Source organism: Streptomyces sp. NPDC028289 (genome assembly GCF_055565975.1).
In genome coordinates this window covers 1-20,447 of the sequence record NZ_JBVHTI010000009.1, presented here as the reverse complement: position 1 = coordinate 20,447, position 20,447 = coordinate 1, and the positions used below count along the sequence as shown (strand labels likewise).

Genomic DNA, 20,447 nt, shown 5'->3' with positions numbered 1-20,447 from the left:
TGGCGATCGCGTCGCCGCGGTCGCCCACGTGGCACGGCGCTCGCCCCCATAGCCGGGCGAGCGCCGTGCCGTGCGACCACACAAGGAGCCCCCCACCTTGCAGCAGCCGAACGACCTCACCGATCCCGACGTCGCGAGCACGACGAAATCGGTGATGAAGAAACTGCCCGAGGTCACCCTCGCCTTCTGGATCATGAAGATCGCGGCGACGACCCTGGGCGAGACGGCCGGCGACCTCTTCTCCCAGACCCTGAAGCTGGGTTACTTCCTCACCACGATCGCGCTGTTCCTGGTCTTCGTGGTGACCCTCGTCGTCCAGCTCGGGTCCCGCCGCTACAACCCCTTCTTCTACTGGACGGTCATCCTGTCGACCAGCATGGCCGGCACCACGATGTCCGACTTCATGAACCGCGACGCCAGCACCAGGTACCTGTCCGGCGGCGCCACCTCACTCGGCTGGGGGCCACAGGGCCTCGGTCTCGGCTATCCCGTCGGCGCGGCGATCCTCATCTCGATCCTGCTGGTCATCTTCGCCGTCTGGAGGCTGAGCGGGATGACCTTCCGGATCCGTGACATCGTCACCTTCCGCGGCGAGGCCCTGTTCTGGTCGGCGATCCTCGTCTCCAACACGCTCGGCACCTCCATGGGCGACTTCCTGTCCGACAGCTCCGGCCTCGGCTACGCGGGCGGCGCGCTGCTGGTGACCGGGGTGCTCGCCGTACTGGTCGCCCTGATGAAGGTGCCCGTGGTGCCCAACGTCCTGCTGTTCTGGATCGCGTTCGTCCTCACCCGCCCGCTCGGCGCCACCGCGGGCGACTTCCTGACCAAGCCGGTCGCCAAGGGCGGTCTCGACCTGGGCACCCCCGGCTCCTCCGCGGTCCTGCTGGCCGTCCTGCTCGGCCTCATGGCCTACGCGCACGTCCAGGAGGGCAGGACCCGCGGCGAGCGGGCGTAGCCGACTGACGACAGGTCATGTCACCGGGCCGAGCGGCGGCGGGCGCCGGTCACGCCACAGCCGTGACACCGGTTGCCAGGCCGACGGTCCGAGCCTGGTCGGCTGCCGGTCCTGGCGCTGCTCGCCCGTCGCCCGGCACTGTGAACCAGCGAGGTGTGCGCCGTACCGGGGAGCCGTGGGCGGGTTCTCAATCCGGCGGATCAGGCTGCTGTTCCAGCCGGTACCCGTGGCCCCGCAACGTGGTGATCCGGGGCAGCCGGGACTGCCTCCCCTCCGCCTGCGCCGCCTCGGTGAGTCTGCGGCGCAGGCCCGCCAACGTCACGTCGAGGGTCTTGGTGGAGCCGAACCAGTTCTCGTCCCACACCTCGGCCATCAGCGTCTCGCGCGAGACCGCTTCGCCGACCCGCGCCGCCAGCACCGCGAGCAGGTCGAACTCCTTGGCCCGCAGGGGGACGTCGACGCCGAGCAGCGCGCAGCGGCGGGCCGCCACGTCGACGACCAGATCGCCCAGCCGTACCGGTTCCCGGGCCGGTACGGCCGCCACGCGCCGTCTGAGGTGGGCCCGCAGCCGGGCGAGCAGCACGGTCAGGCTGAACGGCTTGACCAAGTAGTCGTCGGCGCCGGCGTCCAGCCCGGCGACGATGTCGATGTCGTCGGTCCGTGCCGTCAGCACCACGATCAACAGGTCGGGGAGGCGGGCGCGCAGCCGCCGGGCGACGTCCAGGCCGTCCATGTCCGGCAGTCCCAGGTCCAGCAGCAGTACCTCGTACGGTGCCCGCCCGGCCTCCGCCAGCGCGCCCGCTCCGGTGCGGCACCACGTCGGGACGTAGTCGTGGCCGCGCAGGCCGGTCTCCAGGTGGCGGCCGATGGTGTCGTCGTCCTCGACGACGAGGACGCGCAGTCGGCTGCGGTCCGATGCGGCGGGGGTGCGCATGGTCGACAGCCTAGGAGTCGCCGGGGCGAGGGGCTCGCCGTGGGTGCACGCCGGGTTCACAGGTCGCGGAGCTCCTCCACGGCGGGGCGGTGGCTGCCGCGGATGCCGTTGAGGGCCGCTGCCAGGATGGCGGCGACGGCGGCTGCCCCGGTGAGTGCCAGGTAGGCACCGGGGATCGACAGGGCGGCGGGTGGCGGATCGAAGACGCCGGTCAGGACCTTGACCAGCATCTCCGACAGGGCCCAGCCGATGAGGGCGCCTCCGGCCAGGCCACCGACGGCCAGCAACAGGGCCTCGGAGAGGACCATGCCACGCAGGTGGCGTGGTCGCGCGCCGAGGACGGTGGCGATGGCGAAGGTCCGGCGGCGTTCGGCGAGTCCGAGGGCGAGGACCAGGCCGCCGGCCCCGGCGGCGAGCAGGACGGCGAAGGCGAGCTCGATGCGGGTGAGGCCGGCCAGGTCGACGGAGGTCAGGCTGGTGCCGACGGTGCCGCGGGTCTGGGTGAGGTCGGTGACGGTGGCCCGGGTACCGAGCTGCCCCCGCAGGCGGGCGGCGATCTGCTGCTGGTTCGTGCCACCGGTGTCGAGGAGGAAGGCGCCGGCCGAGTCGTCGCCGGTGGCCTTGGCGATGTAGGAGGCGTTGGCGACGAAGAAGCTGTCCTTGGGGGCGGTGGGGAACTCCTTGGCGATGCCGGCGTAGTGGAAGGGGACCGTGCGCAGGGACTTGGTGCGCGCGTCCTGGATGCGCAGGTTGACGGTGTCGCCCGGGGAGAGCTGGAAGTCGTTGACGGTCTCGACGCTGACGAGGAGGTTGTCCGGGCGCTGCGCGAGGCGGCGCATCAGTTGGTCGGCGGTGCCGCCGGCGAAGTAGGCGTCCTGGAGCGAGGTGGCCCTGGCGACGCTGTCCGGTCGGACGCCGTAGAGGTCCTGCAGGTCGGAGCCGACGTAGGCGAAGCGGTGCTGGAGGGGTTCGACATGCCGTACGCCGGAGATCTTCAGCGCTGCTCCGGACGTGGGCGGGACGTGGGCACCCGGCGGCTCGGTGACGGTGACGTCGGCGCCGTTGGTCAGCCGGGCGTCGACCTCGGCCTGCTGGTGGTAGGTGGCGTTGAAGACGGCGGTGGAGATCGCGAAGGAGACGGCGAGGGCGAGCAGGACCACCGACCGGGCGAACGGGCGGCGGCGCCGGGCCAGGACGGCGGCGGTGGTGCCGGCCAGGGTCGCGGTCAGCGGCCGGACCAGCCGGGCCAGGGCGGGCCGGCCGTGGGTGAGGGCGAGCAGGGTGAGACGCCACAGGAGCAGGGCCGCGCCGATCCACAGCAGAGCGGGCCCGAGAAAGGCCCAGTACGACACGGAGATGCTGGGGACGCCCTCCGGGGCCAGGACGAGTGCGTACTGGTTGCCGGAGGAGGCACGGAAGACGAGCCACGAGCCGATCAGGAGGGCGAAGTCCAGGCCGCAGCGCAGCCACCAGGGCGACCGGGAGCGTCGTACGTCCTCCTGCTTGCGGGTGTCGGAGACGGTCACCGTGCGCAGGTCCCGCAGGGCCGGTACGAGGACCGCGCCCGCCGCCACCGCGGCCCCGAGCACGAAGGCGACGGCGTACCACACGTACCAACTGCCGGCGCTCGCGCCGAAGGAGGCCGTGCCGAAGGCGAGACGGCCGGTGAGGGCGGCGATGCCCAGCCCGGCCAGACCGCCGGCGAGGCCGATCAGGGCGGCCTCCAGACCGGCGAGTGCGGTGATCTGGCGGGGCCGCAGACCGCGCAGCCGCAGCAGCCCCTGCTCTTGACGGCGCCGTTCGCCGCCGGCCGAGGCGACCGCCGCCGTCAGCGCGGCGGCCAGCACCGCGCCCGGCACACCGAGGAAGAGGAAGAGGATCTGGGCGTACAGGGCGTCCTGGCGGGCCGAGTCGAGAGCCGCGCCGATGTTGTTGCCGACCAGGGCCGTACCGGCGGAGCGGGCTTCGAGGTTGTGGGCGGCTCCGGTGACGGCGGAGTACGCGGCGGCCGGGTCGGAGGGCAACCGGGCGTTGTCGCGGGCGGCGTGGATCTGGGTGGTGACGCCGGTGGCACCGCGGGTGAGGGCGGCGAACCGGGTGGCGGGCAGGAGGACGACGTTGTCCGGGGGCGCGGTCGGCTGGGACTGGCTGGGGGCTCCGACGGTCTGGAAGAGGGAGTCGGCCTGCGGCAGGTCGACCACACCGTCCACCTTCACCTGGCGCAGACCGGCACCGGGGAACTGGACACCGATGGTGTCGCCGGGTGCCGCGTGCAGGTTGGAGGCGGTCTGCTGGGCCAGCAGCACTCCGGTGGACGAGCCGGAGAGCGTGCGCATGGCGTCGGGGAACCGGGCGCGGTAGCCGTCGGGCAGGCCGAGGGCCATGCCGGGGCCGGTGGCCTGGGTGCTGCCCTGCACGCGGGCGGTGAAGCCGCTGGTGTGCGCGAAGCCGACGGGCAGGGCGGTGCGGGTGCCCGGGGTCCCGGCCACCAGGGACAGGACCGTACGCGGGTCGGCGCCGGGCTGCACCTGCACCTGCCAGTCCACGGCGACCGAGCGCACGGCGCGCTGGGTCATCGACGCCTTCGACGCGGTGAGGAAGGAGCCGAGCGCGGCGACCAGGGCGACCGCGAGCGCGACGCCGGTCAGGGCGGCCAGCAGCCGGCCGGTGCGGTGGCGGGCCAGTCCGCTCGCCCAGGTGGTGATCACGGGACCTCCTCGGGTGCGAGCAGGCGTCCGTCGCGCATGCTCCGGCGGACGGTGAGCCGGGCGGCGACGGCCGGGTCGTGGGTCGTGACGAGGAGGGCCGCGCCGGTGTGGTCGGCGGCCGTCAGGAGGGCGTCCAGGACGTGGCTGCCGGTGGCGTGGTCGAGGCGCCCGGTGGGTTCGTCGGCGAGGATCAGGCGGGGCTCCTGGGCCAGGACCCGGGCGACGGCCACCCGCTGGGCCTGACCGCCGGAGATCTCCTCGGGGAGCCGGTCGGCCAGGTCGGCGGCGTCCACCAGGGCGAGTGCCGCGAGCGCGCACAGTCGCGCCTCGCCCTCCGGACGATCGGTGAGGACCAGGGGCAGAGCGGTGTTCTCCACCACGTTCAGGGCGGGTATCAGGCTGTCGCCCTGGAAGACCAGGCCGATGTCGTACGGCCCGAGCGCCGCGGCCCGGGAGACGGTGCCGCTGGTGGGCTGTTCCAGCCCGGCGAGCAGGTGCAGCAGTGAGCTCTTGCCCGACCCCGAGGGGCCGACGACCGCGAGCCGGTCCCCGGCCCGGACCTCCAGGTCGGCCCCGTGCACGGCCACGACCGCCTGAGGCCCACGGCCGAAGGTCAGGGCCGCGTCCGCGCAGCTGACAAGCACCTCATCCGACGGCATCGGATGCCTCCTCGTGGGCCCGGTGCGGGGCCTCGGTGGCCTTCCCGTCCGTCAGGGTGATCACCCGGTCCGCGATACGGACTGCTTCCCGGCTGTGCGTGACGATCAGCACCGCGCACCCCTCCGCGGCCCGCTCCCGTACCATCGAAAGGACCAACTGCTCGGTCTCGCCGTCGAGTTCACCGGTCGGTTCGTCGGCGAGCAGGACGGCGGGGGAGTTGGCCAGCGCGACGGCGAGCCCGGCCCGCGCCAGCTCTCCGCCGGACAACTGGCGCGGCAGGGCGTGCGCCCGGTCGGCGAGCCCTACCCGGGCCAGTAGTTCCCCGGCCGGGACGAGGGCCCTGCGCCCCCGCGCCCGCTGCGGCAGGCGGACGTTGTCGCGCACGCTGAGGTGCGGAAGCAGGTTGCGGGTCTGGAGCAGGACGCCGATGTGCCGGGCCCGCAGCCGGGCCCGCTCGGTCTCGGGCCGATGGCTGATCCGTACGCCGTCGACGCGGACCTCACCGCCGGAGGGCTCGTCGAGTCCGGCGAGGCACGCCAGCAGGGTCGACTTGCCGGCCCCGGACGGGCCCACGACCGCGACCGTCTCGCCACGACGCACCTTCAGCGTCACTCCGCGCAGCGCGAGCGTCTCCTCCTCGCCGGCCCGGTAGAAGCGGTACAGCTCGCGGGCCGTGAGCACGTCGCCGGCGGCGCCGCCGGTCCGTGTGCCGTCGGACATGGTGCTCACCGCCAGGTGAAGGAGTCGCTGACGATGCGCCACGGGTCGACGTTGTCGGCCTTGACCGGTCCGGACAGGGTCAGGTCCACCTCGTGCCCCGCGCGGTAGAACGCGTACCGCTCGAAAGCGTCCCGCACCACCTTGCCGGTGACCGGGTCCCTCGCCGAGTCGCCCTGATACGTCAGCAGGACCACCCGGCCGGCGTGCCGGGTCACCTCACTCACCTTGGGTGCGGAGAACTTCGGTACCTGGGAACGGAGCTGAGGTACGACGGCGTTGGTGACCGAGCCGGCCGTGGGCGCGCCGGAGGCGGAGACCGCGGTGATCCGCACGGTGTTGAGCTTGTCGGTGAACGCGGTGGTGCCGCCCTGGCTCGTGCGGGCCCAGCCCTCGGGCACCTTCACGGTGAAGCCGGTGTAGGAACCGCCGGTCGGCTGGTAGGCGACGTACACCTGGTTGTCGGGGATGTCACCGGGCGGGTTGGACTCGGTGGGTGCCGGCTGGTTCTGTCCGCTGACGGTGACCGGACCGGACGCAGGGCTGCCGGAGCCGGCGTGCGACCCGGAACCGGCGCAGCCGGCGGTCACGGCCGCCGCGAGGGCGAGTCCGACGACCGCGTACGTCCTTGTGCGTGCTGTCATGGCCACTGCCCTCCAGGGGAGTCCTCGGACCCGACGGTCATGGCACCGACGCTAGGAGGAGCCCGGTTAACGCCCCGCCCACCGAGGGTTAGACGACGGCAAAACCGTGTGGCGCACCGCATCCGCCCAGGTGAACGGCCCGCATGATGAGGGCATGAGACAGCGCGTGGTGCGAGTCGCCCTGACCGCCGCTCTGGTCGCCGTCGTCCTCCTGGCCGTCCCGCTGGCGCTGGCGATCAGGTCCTCCCTGTACGCGGACCAGCGCGACACCCTGGAACGGTCGGCCCTGGCCGCGGCCGTACATGTGAGCCCGGATTTCGTGACCGGCGACCCGGTGGAACTGCCCGCGCCCCCGTCCGGCGGCCGTCTCGGCCTGTACGACCCTCAATTGCGACTGCGCGCGGGCAGCGGCCCCCGGTCCGGCGACACCCCGGTCCGGCACAGCCTCGGCGGTGAGGTGGCACGGAGCCGGGCGGGCCAGGACCTGGTGGCGGCCGTACCCGTCTCCCACGCCGAGAAGGTGATCGGCGTCGTACGGGCCTCGTCTCCCGCCGGTGCCGTACGGAACCGGGTGGCCATCGCCTGGCTGCTGCTGCTCGGCGTCGCCGCACTCGCGCTGACCGTCGCCGTCCTCGTCGCCCGCCGTCAGGCCCGGGTGCTGGCCGCGCCGCTGGAGGATCTCTCCCGCCAGTGCCGGGCGGTGACCGAAGGCGACCTGAGCGTACGGGCCGCCCCGAGCAGCGTCGCCGAGATCGACCAGGTCGCCCGCACCCACAACGAAATGCTGCACAGCCTTTCGGAACTCCTGCGCCGCGAACGTGACTTCACCGCCAACGCCTCCCACCAGCTGCGCACCCCGCTCACCGGTCTGCAACTCGCCCTGGAGGCGGGCCTCGCCCAGGACGACGACGCCCGGCTGCGGCCCGTACTGGCCGAGGCGCTGGCCACCACGCAACGCCTGCACCACACGGTGGAGGAGGTGCTGCGCCTGTCCCGCTCCGGAGAGGTGGCCCGCCCCACCGCCAGGACGATCGCCGTACGACAGCTGCTGCGGGAGACGGAGGACCGGTGGCACGGCCTCTTCGCCCAGGACGGAAGACGCCTGGAGTGCGCCACCCAGGAGACACCGGCCGACATCCGGGTTCCGGGCGCGTCCGTCTCGGAGGTGCTCGGGATCCTGCTGGACAACGCCCGGGTGCACGGGCATGGCACGGTCCGCGTGGCGGTGCGGGACCTGACGGACGCCCTCGCCTTCGACGTGAGCGACGAGGGCACCGTGACGGGCGAGCCGTCACGGCTCTTCGACCGCGGGCGCACCGGCGACGGAGAGGGAACCGGCATCGGTCTGGCCCTCGCTCGTGAACTGTCCGTGTCGCTCGGAGGCAGGCTCTCCCTGACCAACCGGCACCCGGCCACGTTCACCTTGCTCCTTCCCGTCGAAGGGGACGAGACATGAGGCGGGGCCGCCCCGGTGGCTGTCACCTGAGCGGCCCCGTGCCGGTGGTGGTCAGCCGGTCGCCCCTGCCGGGGTCGTGGTGGTCTTGAAGCCCTCCGTCTTGTTGGCCCGGAAGGCGAAGTCGTTGGTGAACGTCTTGCTGAGGTCCACCGCGCCCTTCACGTTCCCGACGAGCTGCTCCGTGGCCAGGGAGGTCTTCGGGCCGCCGGCCGGCATGATGCCGTCGGGGAGGAACTGGCCCTTGTCCTCGGTCAGGGCGGTGATGTAGTCGGCCTTGGTCACCAACTGGTTCGACACGAACGACGTCGGCAGCTTGTTCGCGATGTCGGCCGCGCTGTGCGTGTTGATCCAGTGCATGGTGGCGACGAGTGCGTCGACGACCTTCTGCACCGTGTCCTTGTGGGAGTCGACCCAGTCGGTGCGGGCGAGCACGCCGGCCGCGGGGTAGGCGCCGCCCATCGCCGCCGTGGCGCCCTGCGTGGTGGCCAGGTCGATCGCGGAGCTGCCGACACCCTTCTTCTGGATCGCGGCGACCGTCGGCTGCGTCGTCATCACGCAGTCGACCTTGCCGTTCTGCAGGGCGGCGATGGCGGTGGAGCCCGCGCCGACCCCGATCCGGTGGAACTGGCTGGTCTTGACGCCCTTCTTGGCGGCCAGGAACTGGGTGAGCGTGTCGGTGCCCGAGCCCAGGTCGGTGACGCCGAGGGTCTTGCCCTTGAAGTCGGCACCCGAGGTGACGCCCGACTTCTTGGTGCACATCTCCCGCTCGCCCGGTGCGCCGGACAGCTGGACGACGTCCTCGACCGCTTTGCCCTTCGCCTGGAACTCGATCGTGTGGTTGTACCAGGCGCCCGCCATGTCCACCTGCCCCGAAGCCATGGCCTCCTCGGCGCCGACACCGCCGTCCTGCTCGGTGCTGAGCTGGACGTCGACGCCGTACTTCTTGTAGAAGCCCAGGTTCTGGGCGAGCTGGTAGGGCAGGTAGATCTGCTTGTCGATGCCACCGACCATGAGCTTGACGGTCGGTGTGGAGCCGGAGCCGCTGCTCGCGGTGGTGCTGCCGGAGTTGCCGGAACAGGCGGCGGTCGCGCCGAGGGTGAGAACGGCGAGGAGAGACGCGGCAACGGTGGCGGGTCGTCTGGACATGGCAGGCCACATTCCTTTGGTGAGGTGGGACAGGGAAGAGCGGGGGAGGGGAGGGAGGGGCCGAGTCAGAGGGCGTTGGATGCCTCGGAGGGGGCCGGCGGTCGCCAGGCCAGCAGCCGGTGCTCGAGCTTGCCGATCACCCACTCGGCGCCGAGCACGATGACCGAGATGACGAGCATCGTGGCGAACACGCCGTTCGGGTCGAAGTTGTTCTGCGCGGTCTTGATGACCAGGCCGAGGCCGCTCTGCGCGCCGAGCACCTCGCCGACCAGCGCGCCGACGATCGCGAAGCCGAAGGCGCTGTGCAGGCTGGCGATGATCCAGGTGAGCGCGGAGGGCACGGTGACGTGCCGGATGATCTGCAGCTGGGAGGCGCCGAGCACCCTGGCGTTGGCGAGGATGTTGCGGTCGACCTCGCGCACGCCCTGGAAGGCGTTGAAGAAGACGATGAAGAACACCAGCACCGCGGCGAGCAGGATCTTCGGCAGCACGCCGATGCCGAACGCGACGATGAAGATCGAGCCGAGGACGATCCGCGGGATCGCGTTGACCATCTTGATGTAGGGGCCGAGGACGTCGGCGAGGAAGCGGCTCTGGCCCAGCGCGACACCGAAGACCACGCCGGTGACGGCCCCGAGGGCGAAGCCGACCAGCGCCTCCTGGATCGTCGTCCAGATGTTCGCGTAGAAGGACCCGAACTCGGTGCCGTGCCGGAAGAGGTCGACCAGCCGCTTGGCGATGCCGGAGGGCTGCCCGAAGAAGAACGGGTCGACGATGCCCCAGGTGGTGAACGCCTGCCAGCCGCCGATGACCAGGACCGCGAGGCCGACGCGACCGGCCCAGACCAGGGCGACGCGGCGCCGGCGAGCGCGTTTGGCGGCGGCCCCGGCCGAGAGATGTGCTCCGCCCTCGACGGGAGCGGGGGAAACTGCGGACGCCGTGCTCATGCCGTACCTCCTGCGGTGCGTGCGTAGGCGCGCTCCACCTCCTCGCGCAGCGAGTCCCAGATCTGGTGCTGAAGTTCGATGAAGCGGGGCTGGAAGCGGATCTCCTGGACCGAGCCGCGCGGGCGGGGCAGGTCGATGTCGAAGACCGCCTTGACCGACCCGGGGCTGGACGTCATGACGACGACCCGGTCGGCGAGCGCCACGGCCTCGTCGAGGTCGTGGGTGATGAAGATGACCGACGGCCGGATCTGCTCCCACAGACCGAGCAGCTCGGTCGACATGATCGCCTTGGTCTGCACGTCCAGGGCGCCGAACGGCTCGTCCATGATCAGGATCCGGGGTTCGTTGATCAGTGCCGCGGCCATCGCCACGCGCTTGCGCATACCGCCGGAGAGCTGGTGCGGGTAGCGGTCCTCGAACCCCGTGAGGCCCACCCGGCGCAGCCAGTCGCGTGCCGACGCCTGGGCCTGCTGCTTGGGCACCCCGCGGAAGACGGGGCCCATCAGCACGTTGCCGAGCACGGTCTTCCAGGGCAGCAGCGCGTCGGCCTGGAACATGAAGCTGACGCCGTCGGTGACACCGTCCACCTCACGGCCACCGACCCTGACCGAGCCCTCGCTGGGCCGGTCGAGCCCGGACACCATGCCCAGCGTCGTCGACTTGCCACAGCCGGTCGGGCCCACCACCGCGCAGAACTGGCCGGGCTCCACCGTGAACGAAACGTCCTGCAGTGCCGTGAACACCTCACCCGCAGGGGTCAGAAATCGTTTGGTGAGCCCGGAAATCTCGACTCGCGCGCTGTCCTGGCCGCCCTTCTCGGCGACCGGGCTCAGCGCGGCATCGTTGCGTGAAGCCATCTGCGGCTGTCTCCTTCCTGACCTCGGGGGTCGGACCTCGGGGGTCGAGGAAGGCAGACGTTAGGGGCCGCCGGGTGTTACGTCGCTGTTTCATCCGTATCCCGCGTTAGCCGTGTAAGCGGGGCTTCTGCTCGTTCTGCTCAGTGAGCGGGGGGTGGGCAGAAGGCCGGGAGCGGGGGCACAATCACGCCACCACGGGCACGGCGCAGAGGCCGCGCCCGGCAGCCGTACGACAGGCGAGAGACACCGGTGAAACCCATCCGTATGCTGCTCGGCCGTGGCGGGAAGGGGCGGCTCTCCGCGCGGATCCTGGCCAACCAGCTGGCCATCCTGGCGCTGACCGGGCTGATCGGTTTCGTGCTGTTCGCCTTCGCGCAGCGGGGCGAGATCGACCGTGCCTACGAGCAGCGGGCCCTCGACATCGCGCAGACGACGGCCGCCGAACCGCAGATCCGGCAGTCCATGCAGTACGGGGGCGGCGGCGACGTGGTGCAGACCGTGGCCGAACGGATCCGCAAGGCGTCAGGGGCGTCGTACGTGGTCGTGCTCGACCTGCGCGGCATCCGCCACTCCCATCCCGACCCGGCGCTGATCGGCGAAGCGACGGGCGATCCCATCGTGGTGCTGGACGGCAGGCCCCAGGTCGGTACCGACCAGGGCGCGACCGGACGTTCCGCCAACGGCAAGGCTCCGCTGTACGGGCCCACCGGCAAGCTGGTCGGCGAGGTCTCCGCGGGCATTCCCGAGCACTATGTGCTGGGCGAACTGTGGCGCGAACTGCCCACCTTCGGCCTGTACAGCGCCATCGCCGTCGCGCTCGGCTCGGCGGCCGCCTTCCTGCTGGCCAGGCGGCTCAAGCGGACGACGTTCGGGCTGGAACTGGAGGAGATCGCCGGGCTGCTGCAGGACCGGGAGGCGATGCTGCACGGTATCCGTGAGGGAGTCGTCGCCTTCGATCCCGACGGCCGGATCACGGTGGTCAACGACGAGGCCCGCGACCTGCTCGGCCTCGGCACCGCGCTCGGCAGCACGCTGGCGGAGGTACTGCCGGACGGGCGGCTGCGCCGTGCCCTGGACGGCACCCTGGCGGGCAGCGACATCAGCGTGCTCACCGACGACCACTGCCTGGTCGTCAACCGGATGCCGGTCGCCCTGCACGGCCGCGAACTGGGCGCGGTGGTCACCGTGCGCGACCGCACCGAACTCATCGGGCTGTTGCGCGAACTGGACTCGGTCCGCGGGCTCACCGACGCGCTGCGCGCCCAGCAGCACGAGTTCACCAACCGTATGCACACGATGGCCGGGCTGCTGGACATCGGCGATCACGACGCCGCCTACGAGTTCGCCGTCGAGACGGCCGGCGCCGACCAGGCGCTGACCGAATCCGTACGGGAACGGATCGGCAACCCGTTGCTCGTGGGACTGATCGTCGCCAAGATCACGGTGGCCGCGGAACGCGGGGTGCGGATCGTCCTCAGCGAGGACTCCGCCCTCGGCGAGGACCCGCCGCATCTGCGCCGGCTGCTGACCATCGTCGGCAACCTGCTGGACAACGCGATCGACGCGTCCGCCTCCGCGTCCGCGACCGGACCGGCCCGGCAGGGCGGTCCGGAGGTGCGACTGTCGTTGATCGAGGCCGTCGACATGGTACGGGTGGAGGTGGCCGACACCGGGCCGGGCATCCCGCCGGGCACCAGCGAGTCGATCTTCGAGGACGGCTGGTCGACGCGCCCGGACCGGGGGACCGCGCGGCGCGGCCTTGGACTCGCTCTCGTCCACCGGCTGGTGCAGCGGCACGGCGGCACGATCACGGTCAGCGAAGGGCCGGGTGCGGTCTTCACCCTGACGTTGCCGGTGCCCGACACCGTCCCGGCCCCGCAGGGCGCCCTGTTCACGACGGCTCCGCCGGTGCCGGTCGGCGCGCGCGACGGTGTGGCCGGCGGTGACCGCTGGTGATCCGGACCCTGGTGGTGGACGACGATTTCCGGGTCAGCCGCGTCCACTGCGACTACGCCTCCCGCGTCAGGGGCTTCGAGGTGGTCGGCCAGGCGGCGACCGTGGCCGCGGCGCTGGACGCCGTACGCGACCTCCACCCGGACCTGCTGCTGCTCGATGTCTTCCTGCCGGACGGCAGCGGACTCGACGTGCTGCGCCGGCTGAGCGGAGACGAGGGCGGCGACCGTCCCGACGCCATCATGATCACCGCCGACCGGGACATCGCCTCGGTGCGGAGCGCGATGAAACTCGGCGCCGTCGGCTACCTGGTCAAACCCTTCGGAGCGCCCGACCTCGCCGAGCGGCTCACCGCCTACCGCGAGCTGCAGCACCGAATGGAGGCTCTCGGGACGGTCCCGGAGACCGACCAGGCCGATGTGGACGCCCTGTTCAGCGCCGCCCGCCCGCCGGCCGTGCCCCGCGTCCCCGCCAAGGGCCACTCCGCGCCGACGCTCGCCCTGCTGCACCAGACCCTGCGCACCACGGACGACGCCCTGTCGGCCGCGGAGGCCGCCGAACGCACCGGGGTCTCCCGTGCCACGGCCCAGCGCTATCTCTCCTACCTCGTCAAGGAGGGCATGGTCCGGCTCGAACTGCGCTACGGAGCCACCGGACGTCCCGAGCACCGTTACCGCGTCGCGCACTGAGCCGGATCAGGGCAGAGCGGTCGGAGTGAGAGCAGGGGCGTCGTGGTCGTCGCGCGGGTGGGACAGGGCGAGGTAGCCGACCAGGGCGGCGCACACCAGCGCGGCGAGGATCGCCGTGGTGCCGAAGCCGACGCCTGTGCCGAGCGGCTTGTCCATGCCGAGCCAGTCGGCGAGTGAGGCGCCGAGGGGGCGGGTGAGGACGTACGAGGCCCAGAAGGCGGCGATGGCGTTGAGTCCGGCGAAGCGGTGCAGCAGCCATGGCACCAGGATCGCCGCGCCGAACAGCAGCGCGGAGTGCACGAACCCGAGGTCGAGGTAGAAGCCGGTGAGGTCGCCGGCGGCGGTGCCCAGGGCGAAGGTGAGCAGCACGGTCAGCCAGTAGAAGACCTCGCGACGGCGCGTGGTGACGGTGTGGATCGACAGCGTGCGCTCGGTCGCGTACCAGGCGGCGAAGCAGCAGGCCAGGGCGATCGCGTAGCCGGTCGTCGTGACCGGCAGGGGTACGTGCAGTCCGATGCGGAAGCAGTCCGCGGCGGCGGTGCCGAAGACCGCGATCATCGCGACGGTGAACCAGTATGGCGCGGGGTGGTACCGCGAGGAACGGAACTGCCACCAGAATGCGCCCACCAGTGCGGCGGCACTCGTCCCGGCGGACAGCCACAGGCTCCACTGGCCGAGAAAGTCGGAGGTGGCCTCACCCATGCCGGTGGTGAGGACCTTGACGATCCAGAAGAGGGCGGTGGCCTCGGCGACTTTCGTCGGTGCATTCCCCACTGTTTCCTGTTTCATTTCCGTTCCTCTCGCTTCTCTGTGATTTCTCTGTGCGGGTTTTCGGGGGTGTCCTTTCGGCGAGGCTAGAAATGCGGCTGGGAGTGGCGCGTCAGCCGATGGTCGCTACTTTCCGCAGGTGTACGACCTTCGGTTGATGTCCGGTGCGGCGGTGTCCCGTAGCCTCGGGAGCGTGATTTCGATCGGCCCGGAATTCCTTGAGCGTGTGCGCAGGCCGTCCCTCGCGCCCTTGCTGGTGTTCGGGCCGCCCCTCGTCTGCGCCGCCGTCGCGGTCCATGAACTGCTCTACAACCGGGCCAGTGCGATGGACTGGACGCTGGCGGCGGTGGTGATCGCGCCGCTGGTGCTGCGCCGCCGGGCTCCGGTCGCCGTCTTCTGGTGCTGCTGGGTGGTGGCCGTGCTGACCTGGGCCCTGGGCACCGTCTCGCTGGCCGAGTCGGCCGTCCTCGTCGCCCTGTACACCGTCGCCGCCGAGCGCAGCCTGCGGTATTCGCTGGGTGCGGCGCTCGCTGTCGCGGCCGGCGCCGGTGTGGTGGCGGTGCGGTTCGGGCCGCCGGGCAGCGTCAACGACGTCGTGGTGGTGCTCACCGGCCTGGCCGCGGCGGCCTTCTTCCTGGGGACGACCGTGCGGGCGCAGAGCCGCTACCTGGTCTCCGTGGAGGACCGCGCCCAGCGGTTGGAGCAGGAACGCGCGCAGCAGTCCCGACTCGCCGCGGCGGCTGAACGCACCCGCATCGCACGGGAGATGCACGACATCGTGGCCCACGGCCTGGTCGTCGTCGTCGCCCTCGCGGAGGCCGCCGCGGCCACGACGGCGACCGATCCGGACGGTGCCCGCGACAAGATGCTCCAGGCCGCCTCGACCGGCCGGCAGTCCCTGACCGGCATGCGCCGCCTGCTCGGCGTCCTGCGGGCGGAGGACGGGGCCGACCGGGCACCACAGCCCGACCTGGGCTCGCTCAAGACCTTGGTGGACGAGACCCGCCGCACCGGCCTGGACGTCAGGCTCACCGAGACCGGCACCGAGGAGCAGTTGGACGCCGAAGTGCAGACCATCCTCTACCGGATCGTGCAGGAGTCGCTGACGAACGTCGTCAAGCACGCGACGGAGGCGTCGAAGGTCGACATCGTCCTGCTCCGCGATCCCCGCCGGGTCGCGTTCACCGTCACCGACGACGGCAGACCGGTGTCCGGCCCCTGCCCGGACACCCGTACCGGCAACGGTCTTACCGGCATGCGGGAGCGCGTCGCCCTGTTCGACGGTGACCTGACCGCGGGACCCACGGCCACAGGATGGACGGTCTCCGGTGAACTGAAGCTGAGCGAGCCGCGATGACCGTCAAGGTCCTCCTCGCCGACGACCAGGCGCTCGTCCGTATGGCGTTCCGCAGCCTCCTCGGCACGATGCCGGACATCACGGTCGTCGGGGAGGCCGCCGACGGCCGGCAGGCCGTCGACCTCGTCCGGCGGACGGCGCCGGACGTGGTCCTCATGGACGTCCGCATGCCCATGATGGACGGCATCGAGGCGACCCGTCGGATCACGAACACCTCGCCGTGCCGCGTCCTCATCCTGACCACCTTCGACCTCGACGAGTACGCGTTCGAGGGGCTGCGGGCGGGAGCATGCGGATTCCTCCTCAAGGACGTCGTCCCGGCCGTGCTGCACCAGGCGATCCGGGCCGTGGCCTGCGGCGATGCCGTCCTCACCCCGCGCATCACCCGCGACCTCGTCGACCGTTTCGCCAAGGCCGCGCCCTGGCCCCGCGACGAGGCGGCCGGCGCGCTGTTCGCCCGGCTGACGGCCAGGGAACGGGACGTCTTCCACCTCATCGCCACCGGCCTGACGAACGCGGAGATCGCCCAGCGCCTCCACCTCACCGAGGCCACCGTCAAGACCCACATCACGCGCCTCCTGGCCAAGCTCCAGCTCCGGGACCGGGTGCAGGTCGTGATCTTCGCCTACGAGCACCGACTGCGCCCGCACGGAACATGACCGCTTCACCTCCGCGAGGCGGCGGTAAGAGACGGGTGCCTTCCGGCGGGTCATTTCACGCAAACCGCTTACCGGCTACAGCCTTGTAGACGCCAGGTGAACTGCAGATGATCGAAACGGGGCGTCCACTCGTCCCTGCCCCGAACGGCGAGAGCGCGAACTCCGTCCCGGGCGGCCGGACGAGCCTCCGGCGCGGCGGAACCGGCCGGCCCAGCCTGCGGTTGCCGCCCGGCGGGGGCGAGGCAGAGGAGGCAGTCCTTGGCAGGCACCCATCCTGGCGGAGTGGGCGTCGAGACCCGCCGTCGTACCGCACCGCGGCCGGCCGTACTGCCCCCGACCGGGGCCTCGGCCCTCGGAGTCCCGGACGCCGGCCCCCAGCAGTGGCACCGCGGTATGACCCTGGTGGCCACGATCAGCCTGTTCATCGGCACGCGCGCCGCCTGGACGACCGCGATGGCGACGCGTCCGCCGGTCGCCGCCGTCATCTCCGTCTGCTACGCCTCGATCCTCGCCTGCGCCGTCCTCGCCCTCCTCGTACGGAGCCGACGGGCACTGATCAGGGTCGACGCGGCGGTACTGGTCACCGCGGTCGCACTGGTGATCTGCGGCTACCTGCTCGACCACACGGGCGCGGACGAAGCCGCGCTGACCGCCCAGGCCGCGGACCAGATCCTGCAAGGCCGTCCGGTCTACGGCCAACCGTGGCCCTGGTTGTTCGACACGCACGGCGTCGGGATCACCAAGACCATGTCCGGCGGCGCCGACTACACGTACGGCTATCCGCCGCTGACCGCCCTGCTGGCCGCACCGGTGCACGCCGCCCTCCACTCCACGGCAGCCGCGACCCTGGTCACCACCGTCGCGCTGGCGGCCTCCTCCGTCCTGCTGTGGTTCCTGCTCCCGGCACCCTGGCGATCCGCCGGTACGGCAGTCTGCCTCGGCTTCGGCCTCCTGCCCCACTACGCCTACGCCGGTTACCCGGCCATCACGGCCCTCGCCCTGCTCGTCCCCGTCGTGGTCCGCTGGCCCGGCACGGGCGAGGGCGGCCGGCTCGGGGCAGGGGGCGTCCTGCGGGCTGCCTGCCTGGGCGCCGCCTGCGCCGCCCAGCAACTCGCCTGGTTCCTCGCCCCGTTCCTCCTGATCGGCCTGTACGCCGTCCGGCGCGGTGAACTCGGCCCCCGGCGCGCCCTGGCGGTCACCGCCCGCTACACGGCCACCGCCGCTCTCACCTGGTCCGCGGCCAACGCGTACTTCGCGGTCGAGGACTTCTCCGGCTGGCTGCACGGCATCCTGCTGCCACTCGACCAGAAGGCGATCCTGCACGGCCAGGGCGTGATGGGCATCTCCTACTACTTCACCGACGGCAGCAGCCGCCTCGACTTCTACTCGTACGGCAGCCAGTTGCTCCTGCTCGGCCTGCTCGCGGCCACGCTGCTGTTCGTCCGGCGGCTCGGCCCGGCTCTCACCGTCCTGCCGTGGCTCGCGTTCTACCTCGCCACCCGCTCCCAGGACGGCTACTTCCTGATGATGACCCCGCTGTGGCTGGCTGCCGCCGCCACCGCGCCGGCCGCCGCGTTCGCCACCGCCTGGCAGCCGCGCCTGCCCCGCCTCGCCGACCGACGCGCCAAGGCCGTCGTCGCGGCCGGGTTGCTCGCCCCCGCCGTCGCATGCGTGGTGATCGCCGCCGCGAGCCCGCCGCCTCTGCGCATGAGCCTCACGCCGCACTTCGCCAAGCACGGGTCGCGCGTCGGTGTCACCACCATCGACGTCCGGGCCGTCAACACCACCGGTACGGCGCTCGAGCCCCACTTCGCGAGCCGTACCGGCCAGGGCGCCTCCAACTGGTGGACGACCACCTCGGGTCCGGCCGTCCTGGCCCCGCACGCTGCCGCCGACTACCGGGTGGAGCCCGAGGGGGGATTCCGCGCGATGCCCGTCGGCCACGGGCCGGGGAGCTATCTCATCGCCGTCACCGGCACCCCGATGACGATCGCTTCCGCCCGCATCCCGGCACGTTCCGCGGTCCGGTAAGAGCCACACCGGCCCTGTTCCGCCCGCTGGAGCACGGAGCCGGCCTGGGGGTTGCAGATGCCGCCCTCCGACGACCCGGGTGTCCCACTGCCCGCCGCGCGGCTGCGCACCCTGCTCGCCGACCCCCCCGCAAGCTCACCGCCGACCGCGCACTCGCCTGACGCCCTGACGAGCTCCGGCCGATCCCGCGCACCGGCCCCGCCGGGAGAGGTTCCGGCCGGGCACGACCGCCCTTTCGCCGGGCCGGAATCTCAACGCGCGGCAGCCGGCGACCGCCGATACCGGCAGCAGGCATCCGAATGCGATTTACAGTCCCGCGTGGAACCGTGGCTGACAGAGGAGCCGCGGAGGTGCCCCGAGTTCCCCTCCATAAACAAGGCAACATCCACGTATGAACGGATGACCGCAGGGAAATCGGGGCGCAGGAGGTTGATAACCATGGTTCCCCTGCTTCTAGTTCTGCTTCTGGCACTCCTTCTGTTCGGCGCGGGCTTCGCCCTGAAGGTCCTCTGGTGGGTCGCGGTCGTCGTTCTGGTCGTGTGGCTCCTCGGCTTCGTGATGAGGTCCACCACCACGGGGGGCGGCCGGGGTCGCTGGTACCGATGGTGACCTGACCGCCCCTGAGCGTCGCTGAAGGACCCGTCCGAAACCAGGACGGGTCCTTCGCGCGTGTTGCGGCCGGAGGGGCGGAGCATCCTACGGGCATCTTGCGGGCATCTTGCGGGCCAAAAAATGCTCCACGAGTCACGCCGGGATATCGGGGTAGGGGCGCCCCGCCGGGGACAGGAGGCGTCAGCGCGTGGGAACCTGCGCAACCTCCCGACGCGTCCCGTCCCCGGTCCCTGGGAGCACACGACATCCCGGGAAGCAGCCGCGGTGGGAGATCGTCGAGGGCGTCCGCCACCCCGTCGGCGACGGCATCAAGTGGCGCTGCATGGCTGCCGCCTTCGCGCCCTGGCGGACGGTCTGCGGCTTCGACCGGCGCTGGGCTGTACCCGGGAGGGGGTGTCGGCGTCATCCGTGACCGGCTTCATCGCGAGGTCCACCTGGCCGGCGGGAAAACGCCCCGGGCGGGGGCAATGATCATTGACCCACAGAGCATCAAGGCGTGCGAGACCGTCGGCAGGGTGAACAGGCCGAGGGTCTCCTGAGCCGGCCAGAATGCCCGGTCCCACGGACGCCTGGATCGACGTGGCAGGTCAGGGGGGTGTGAGGGTGTCGAGTTGCGCTGCGAGGTCGGGGTGGGCGCCGATCAGGTGGGGACGGGTGTCGCCGAGGGGGCGGATGAGCTCGGCGGGGTCGTCCTGGGCGAGGGCCGCGTGGAGCCTGCCGAGCGGGAGGCGAGCCGCGGTGGGCAGGTCGGTGAGGGCGGTGATCTGGCCGGCGATGCGGCGCAGGTCGGCTGCGTTGCGGCGGGCCCAGGTGGCTGTGGTGCGTTCGGCGGCGCGGCGTTCACGGGTGGCCTGGACGCGCTGTTCGCCGGTGGTTCCGGCGGGTCCGGGACGGCCGCGCAGGTAGCGGCGTTCGGCGGCCTGGCGGCTGGCTACGCCGAGGGGGTGGGCGAGGTCGGCCCAGCTGGCTCCGGCGTCGCGGGCGGTCTCGATCAAGCCGGTTTCCCACCCGGCGAGTCGCTCGCGTACCTGCCGCAGCAGCAGGAGGGAGGCCAGGGCCTGGTCCGTGCCGACCTGCGGAGCGTCAGGAGTGTGGGGGGTCTCGTACTGGGCGGTACGCAGGGCTTCGTCCATGGCTTCGAGTGCTGCCGCGGCGGCGAGGAACGACGCCGGGCTGTTCGCGTCGGCGCTGGGTGAAGCCGGCTGGTCGGCCGGGGTCATGGGCACCTCCTTCGGGTTGTCATCCTTCGGACGACACCGTGTTTGTCATCGCTTGGATGACATGTTACAACGGTGTCAGTGAGGCGCATTGGCAGCCACTGCCCGAACCTCTGGAGGTGTTTCCGATGTTGATG

At 71.7% G+C, this 20,447-nt stretch carries 18 protein-coding genes; 8 read left to right on the top strand and 10 right to left on the bottom strand.

Annotated features, from left to right (window positions below; all coding sequences use genetic code 11):
• Nucleotides 1-97: 97 nt before the first annotated feature.
• Complete coding sequence (locus ACZ4UV_RS39950; RefSeq protein WP_467844850.1) at nt 98-955, top strand: COG4705 family protein; 858 nt, start codon at nt 98-100, stop codon at nt 953-955.
• A gap of 187 nt (nt 956-1,142) precedes the next feature.
• On the opposite strand, the gene ACZ4UV_RS39945 is transcribed toward ACZ4UV_RS39950, so the two are convergent.
• Genes ACZ4UV_RS39945 through ACZ4UV_RS39925 form a run of 5 tightly spaced genes read right to left on the bottom strand, consistent with a single transcriptional unit; the run spans nt 1,143 to nt 6,618 of the window.
• Entirely contained in the window at nt 1,143-1,889 is a 747-nt protein-coding gene (locus ACZ4UV_RS39945; protein WP_451019691.1) for a response regulator transcription factor, read from the bottom strand.
• A gap of 56 nt (nt 1,890-1,945) precedes the next feature.
• On the bottom strand, nt 1,946-4,597 hold the full coding sequence (locus ACZ4UV_RS39940) for an ABC transporter permease (protein WP_467844846.1): 2,652 nt from the start codon (nt 4,595-4,597) through the stop codon (nt 1,946-1,948).
• Nucleotides 4,594-5,256: an ABC transporter ATP-binding protein gene (locus tag ACZ4UV_RS39935; protein WP_451019689.1), complete on the bottom strand. Its 663-nt coding sequence runs from the start codon at nt 5,254-5,256 to the stop codon at nt 4,594-4,596. Before ACZ4UV_RS39935 ends, ACZ4UV_RS39940 begins: the two co-directional genes overlap by 4 nt.
• Nucleotides 5,243-5,977, bottom strand: a complete 735-nt coding sequence (locus ACZ4UV_RS39930; RefSeq protein WP_451019688.1) for an ABC transporter ATP-binding protein — start codon at nt 5,975-5,977, stop codon at nt 5,243-5,245. Before ACZ4UV_RS39930 ends, ACZ4UV_RS39935 begins: the two co-directional genes overlap by 14 nt.
• A 5-nt stretch (nt 5,978-5,982) precedes the next feature.
• The gene (locus ACZ4UV_RS39925; protein WP_451019687.1) at nt 5,983-6,618 is read right to left on the bottom strand and encodes a hypothetical protein; all 636 of its coding nucleotides are present in this window, start codon (nt 6,616-6,618) and stop codon (nt 5,983-5,985) included.
• Between the two features lie 154 nt (nt 6,619-6,772).
• Here ACZ4UV_RS39925 and ACZ4UV_RS39920 point away from each other — a divergent pair, with 154 nt between their 5' ends.
• The gene (locus ACZ4UV_RS39920) at nt 6,773-8,074 is read left to right on the top strand and encodes a sensor histidine kinase (RefSeq protein WP_451019686.1); all 1,302 of its coding nucleotides are present in this window, start codon (nt 6,773-6,775) and stop codon (nt 8,072-8,074) included.
• A gap of 51 nt (nt 8,075-8,125) precedes the next feature.
• On the opposite strand, the gene ACZ4UV_RS39915 is transcribed toward ACZ4UV_RS39920, so the two are convergent.
• The 3 genes from ACZ4UV_RS39915 to ACZ4UV_RS39905 all read right to left on the bottom strand — a co-directional run bounded on the left by ACZ4UV_RS39915 (nt 8,126) and on the right by ACZ4UV_RS39905 (nt 11,024).
• Complete coding sequence (locus tag ACZ4UV_RS39915; protein ID WP_451019685.1) at nt 8,126-9,220, bottom strand: ABC transporter substrate-binding protein; 1,095 nt, start codon at nt 9,218-9,220, stop codon at nt 8,126-8,128.
• Between the two features lie 65 nt (nt 9,221-9,285).
• A complete protein-coding gene (locus tag ACZ4UV_RS39910) occupies nt 9,286-10,167 on the bottom strand; it encodes an ABC transporter permease (protein WP_451019684.1) in 882 nt (293 codons plus the stop codon).
• Nucleotides 10,164-11,024, bottom strand: coding sequence for an ABC transporter ATP-binding protein (locus ACZ4UV_RS39905; protein ID WP_451019683.1), 861 nt, complete (start codon nt 11,022-11,024; stop codon nt 10,164-10,166). The genes ACZ4UV_RS39910 and ACZ4UV_RS39905 overlap by 4 nt, the downstream gene beginning before the upstream one ends.
• 249 nt (nt 11,025-11,273) lie before the next feature.
• Between ACZ4UV_RS39905 and ACZ4UV_RS39900 the strand changes: the two genes are divergently transcribed.
• Together ACZ4UV_RS39900 and ACZ4UV_RS39895 are read left to right on the top strand one after the other, a co-directional pair.
• A complete protein-coding gene (locus ACZ4UV_RS39900) occupies nt 11,274-12,980 on the top strand; it encodes an ATP-binding protein (protein ID WP_390034700.1) in 1,707 nt (568 codons plus the stop codon).
• Nucleotides 12,977-13,666 carry a response regulator gene (locus ACZ4UV_RS39895; RefSeq protein ID WP_390034699.1) on the top strand — a complete coding sequence of 230 codons (690 nt, stop codon included), beginning with the start codon at nt 12,977-12,979 and terminating at the stop codon, nt 13,664-13,666. The genes ACZ4UV_RS39900 and ACZ4UV_RS39895 overlap by 4 nt, the downstream gene beginning before the upstream one ends.
• 6 nt (nt 13,667-13,672) lie before the next feature.
• Here the strand turns inward: ACZ4UV_RS39895 and ACZ4UV_RS39890 are convergent, their stop codons facing one another.
• Nucleotides 13,673-14,455 (bottom strand): COG4705 family protein, encoded by a 783-nt coding sequence (locus ACZ4UV_RS39890; protein WP_467844840.1) that lies wholly within the window; start codon nt 14,453-14,455, stop codon nt 13,673-13,675.
• Nucleotides 14,456-14,660: 205 nt separating this feature from the next.
• Between ACZ4UV_RS39890 and ACZ4UV_RS39885 the strand changes: the two genes are divergently transcribed.
• The 4 genes from ACZ4UV_RS39885 to ACZ4UV_RS39870 all read left to right on the top strand — a co-directional run bounded on the left by ACZ4UV_RS39885 (nt 14,661) and on the right by ACZ4UV_RS39870 (nt 19,090).
• Nucleotides 14,661-15,791, top strand: coding sequence for a sensor histidine kinase (locus tag ACZ4UV_RS39885; RefSeq protein ID WP_467844837.1), 1,131 nt, complete (start codon nt 14,661-14,663; stop codon nt 15,789-15,791).
• Nucleotides 15,788-16,450, top strand: coding sequence for a response regulator transcription factor (locus ACZ4UV_RS39880; RefSeq protein ID WP_451019680.1), 663 nt, complete (start codon nt 15,788-15,790; stop codon nt 16,448-16,450). The genes ACZ4UV_RS39885 and ACZ4UV_RS39880 overlap by 4 nt, the downstream gene beginning before the upstream one ends.
• 393 nt (nt 16,451-16,843) lie before the next feature.
• Entirely contained in the window at nt 16,844-18,481 is a 1,638-nt protein-coding gene (locus ACZ4UV_RS39875) for a hypothetical protein (protein ID WP_467845466.1), read from the top strand.
• Nucleotides 18,482-18,919: 438 nt separating this feature from the next.
• A complete protein-coding gene (locus ACZ4UV_RS39870) occupies nt 18,920-19,090 on the top strand; it encodes a hydrophobic protein (protein ID WP_390035185.1) in 171 nt (56 codons plus the stop codon).
• Between the two features lie 590 nt (nt 19,091-19,680).
• Here ACZ4UV_RS39870 and ACZ4UV_RS39865 read toward each other — a convergent pair.
• Nucleotides 19,681-20,313 carry a type III effector protein gene (locus ACZ4UV_RS39865; protein WP_451019679.1) on the bottom strand — a complete coding sequence of 211 codons (633 nt, stop codon included), beginning with the start codon at nt 20,311-20,313 and terminating at the stop codon, nt 19,681-19,683.
• Nucleotides 20,314-20,447: the final 134 nt, after the last annotated feature.

Bases quoted from the DNA above. Each gene is read 5' to 3' on its own strand.
- ACZ4UV_RS39925 (WP_451019687.1), bottom strand. From the start codon at position 6,618: ATGACAGCACGCACAAGGACGTACGCGGTCGTCGGACTCGCCCTCGCG.
- ACZ4UV_RS39890 (WP_467844840.1), bottom strand. From the start codon at position 14,455: ATGAAACAGGAAACAGTGGGGAATGCACCGACGAAAGTCGCCGAGGCC.
- ACZ4UV_RS39875 (WP_467845466.1), top strand. From the start codon at position 16,844: ATGACCCTGGTGGCCACGATCAGCCTGTTCATCGGCACGCGCGCCGCC.
- ACZ4UV_RS39915 (WP_451019685.1), bottom strand. From the start codon at position 9,220: ATGTCCAGACGACCCGCCACCGTTGCCGCGTCTCTCCTCGCCGTTCTC.
- ACZ4UV_RS39935 (WP_451019689.1), bottom strand. From the start codon at position 5,256: ATGCCGTCGGATGAGGTGCTTGTCAGCTGCGCGGACGCGGCCCTGACC.
- ACZ4UV_RS39870 (WP_390035185.1), top strand. From the start codon at position 18,920: ATGGTTCCCCTGCTTCTAGTTCTGCTTCTGGCACTCCTTCTGTTCGGC.
- ACZ4UV_RS39880 (WP_451019680.1), top strand. From the start codon at position 15,788: ATGACCGTCAAGGTCCTCCTCGCCGACGACCAGGCGCTCGTCCGTATG.
- ACZ4UV_RS39920 (WP_451019686.1), top strand. From the start codon at position 6,773: ATGAGACAGCGCGTGGTGCGAGTCGCCCTGACCGCCGCTCTGGTCGCC.
- ACZ4UV_RS39945 (WP_451019691.1), bottom strand. From the start codon at position 1,889: ATGCGCACCCCCGCCGCATCGGACCGCAGCCGACTGCGCGTCCTCGTC.
- ACZ4UV_RS39905 (WP_451019683.1), bottom strand. From the start codon at position 11,024: ATGGCTTCACGCAACGATGCCGCGCTGAGCCCGGTCGCCGAGAAGGGC.
- ACZ4UV_RS39930 (WP_451019688.1), bottom strand. From the start codon at position 5,977: ATGTCCGACGGCACACGGACCGGCGGCGCCGCCGGCGACGTGCTCACG.
- ACZ4UV_RS39910 (WP_451019684.1), bottom strand. From the start codon at position 10,167: ATGAGCACGGCGTCCGCAGTTTCCCCCGCTCCCGTCGAGGGCGGAGCA.
- ACZ4UV_RS39865 (WP_451019679.1), bottom strand. From the start codon at position 20,313: ATGACCCCGGCCGACCAGCCGGCTTCACCCAGCGCCGACGCGAACAGC.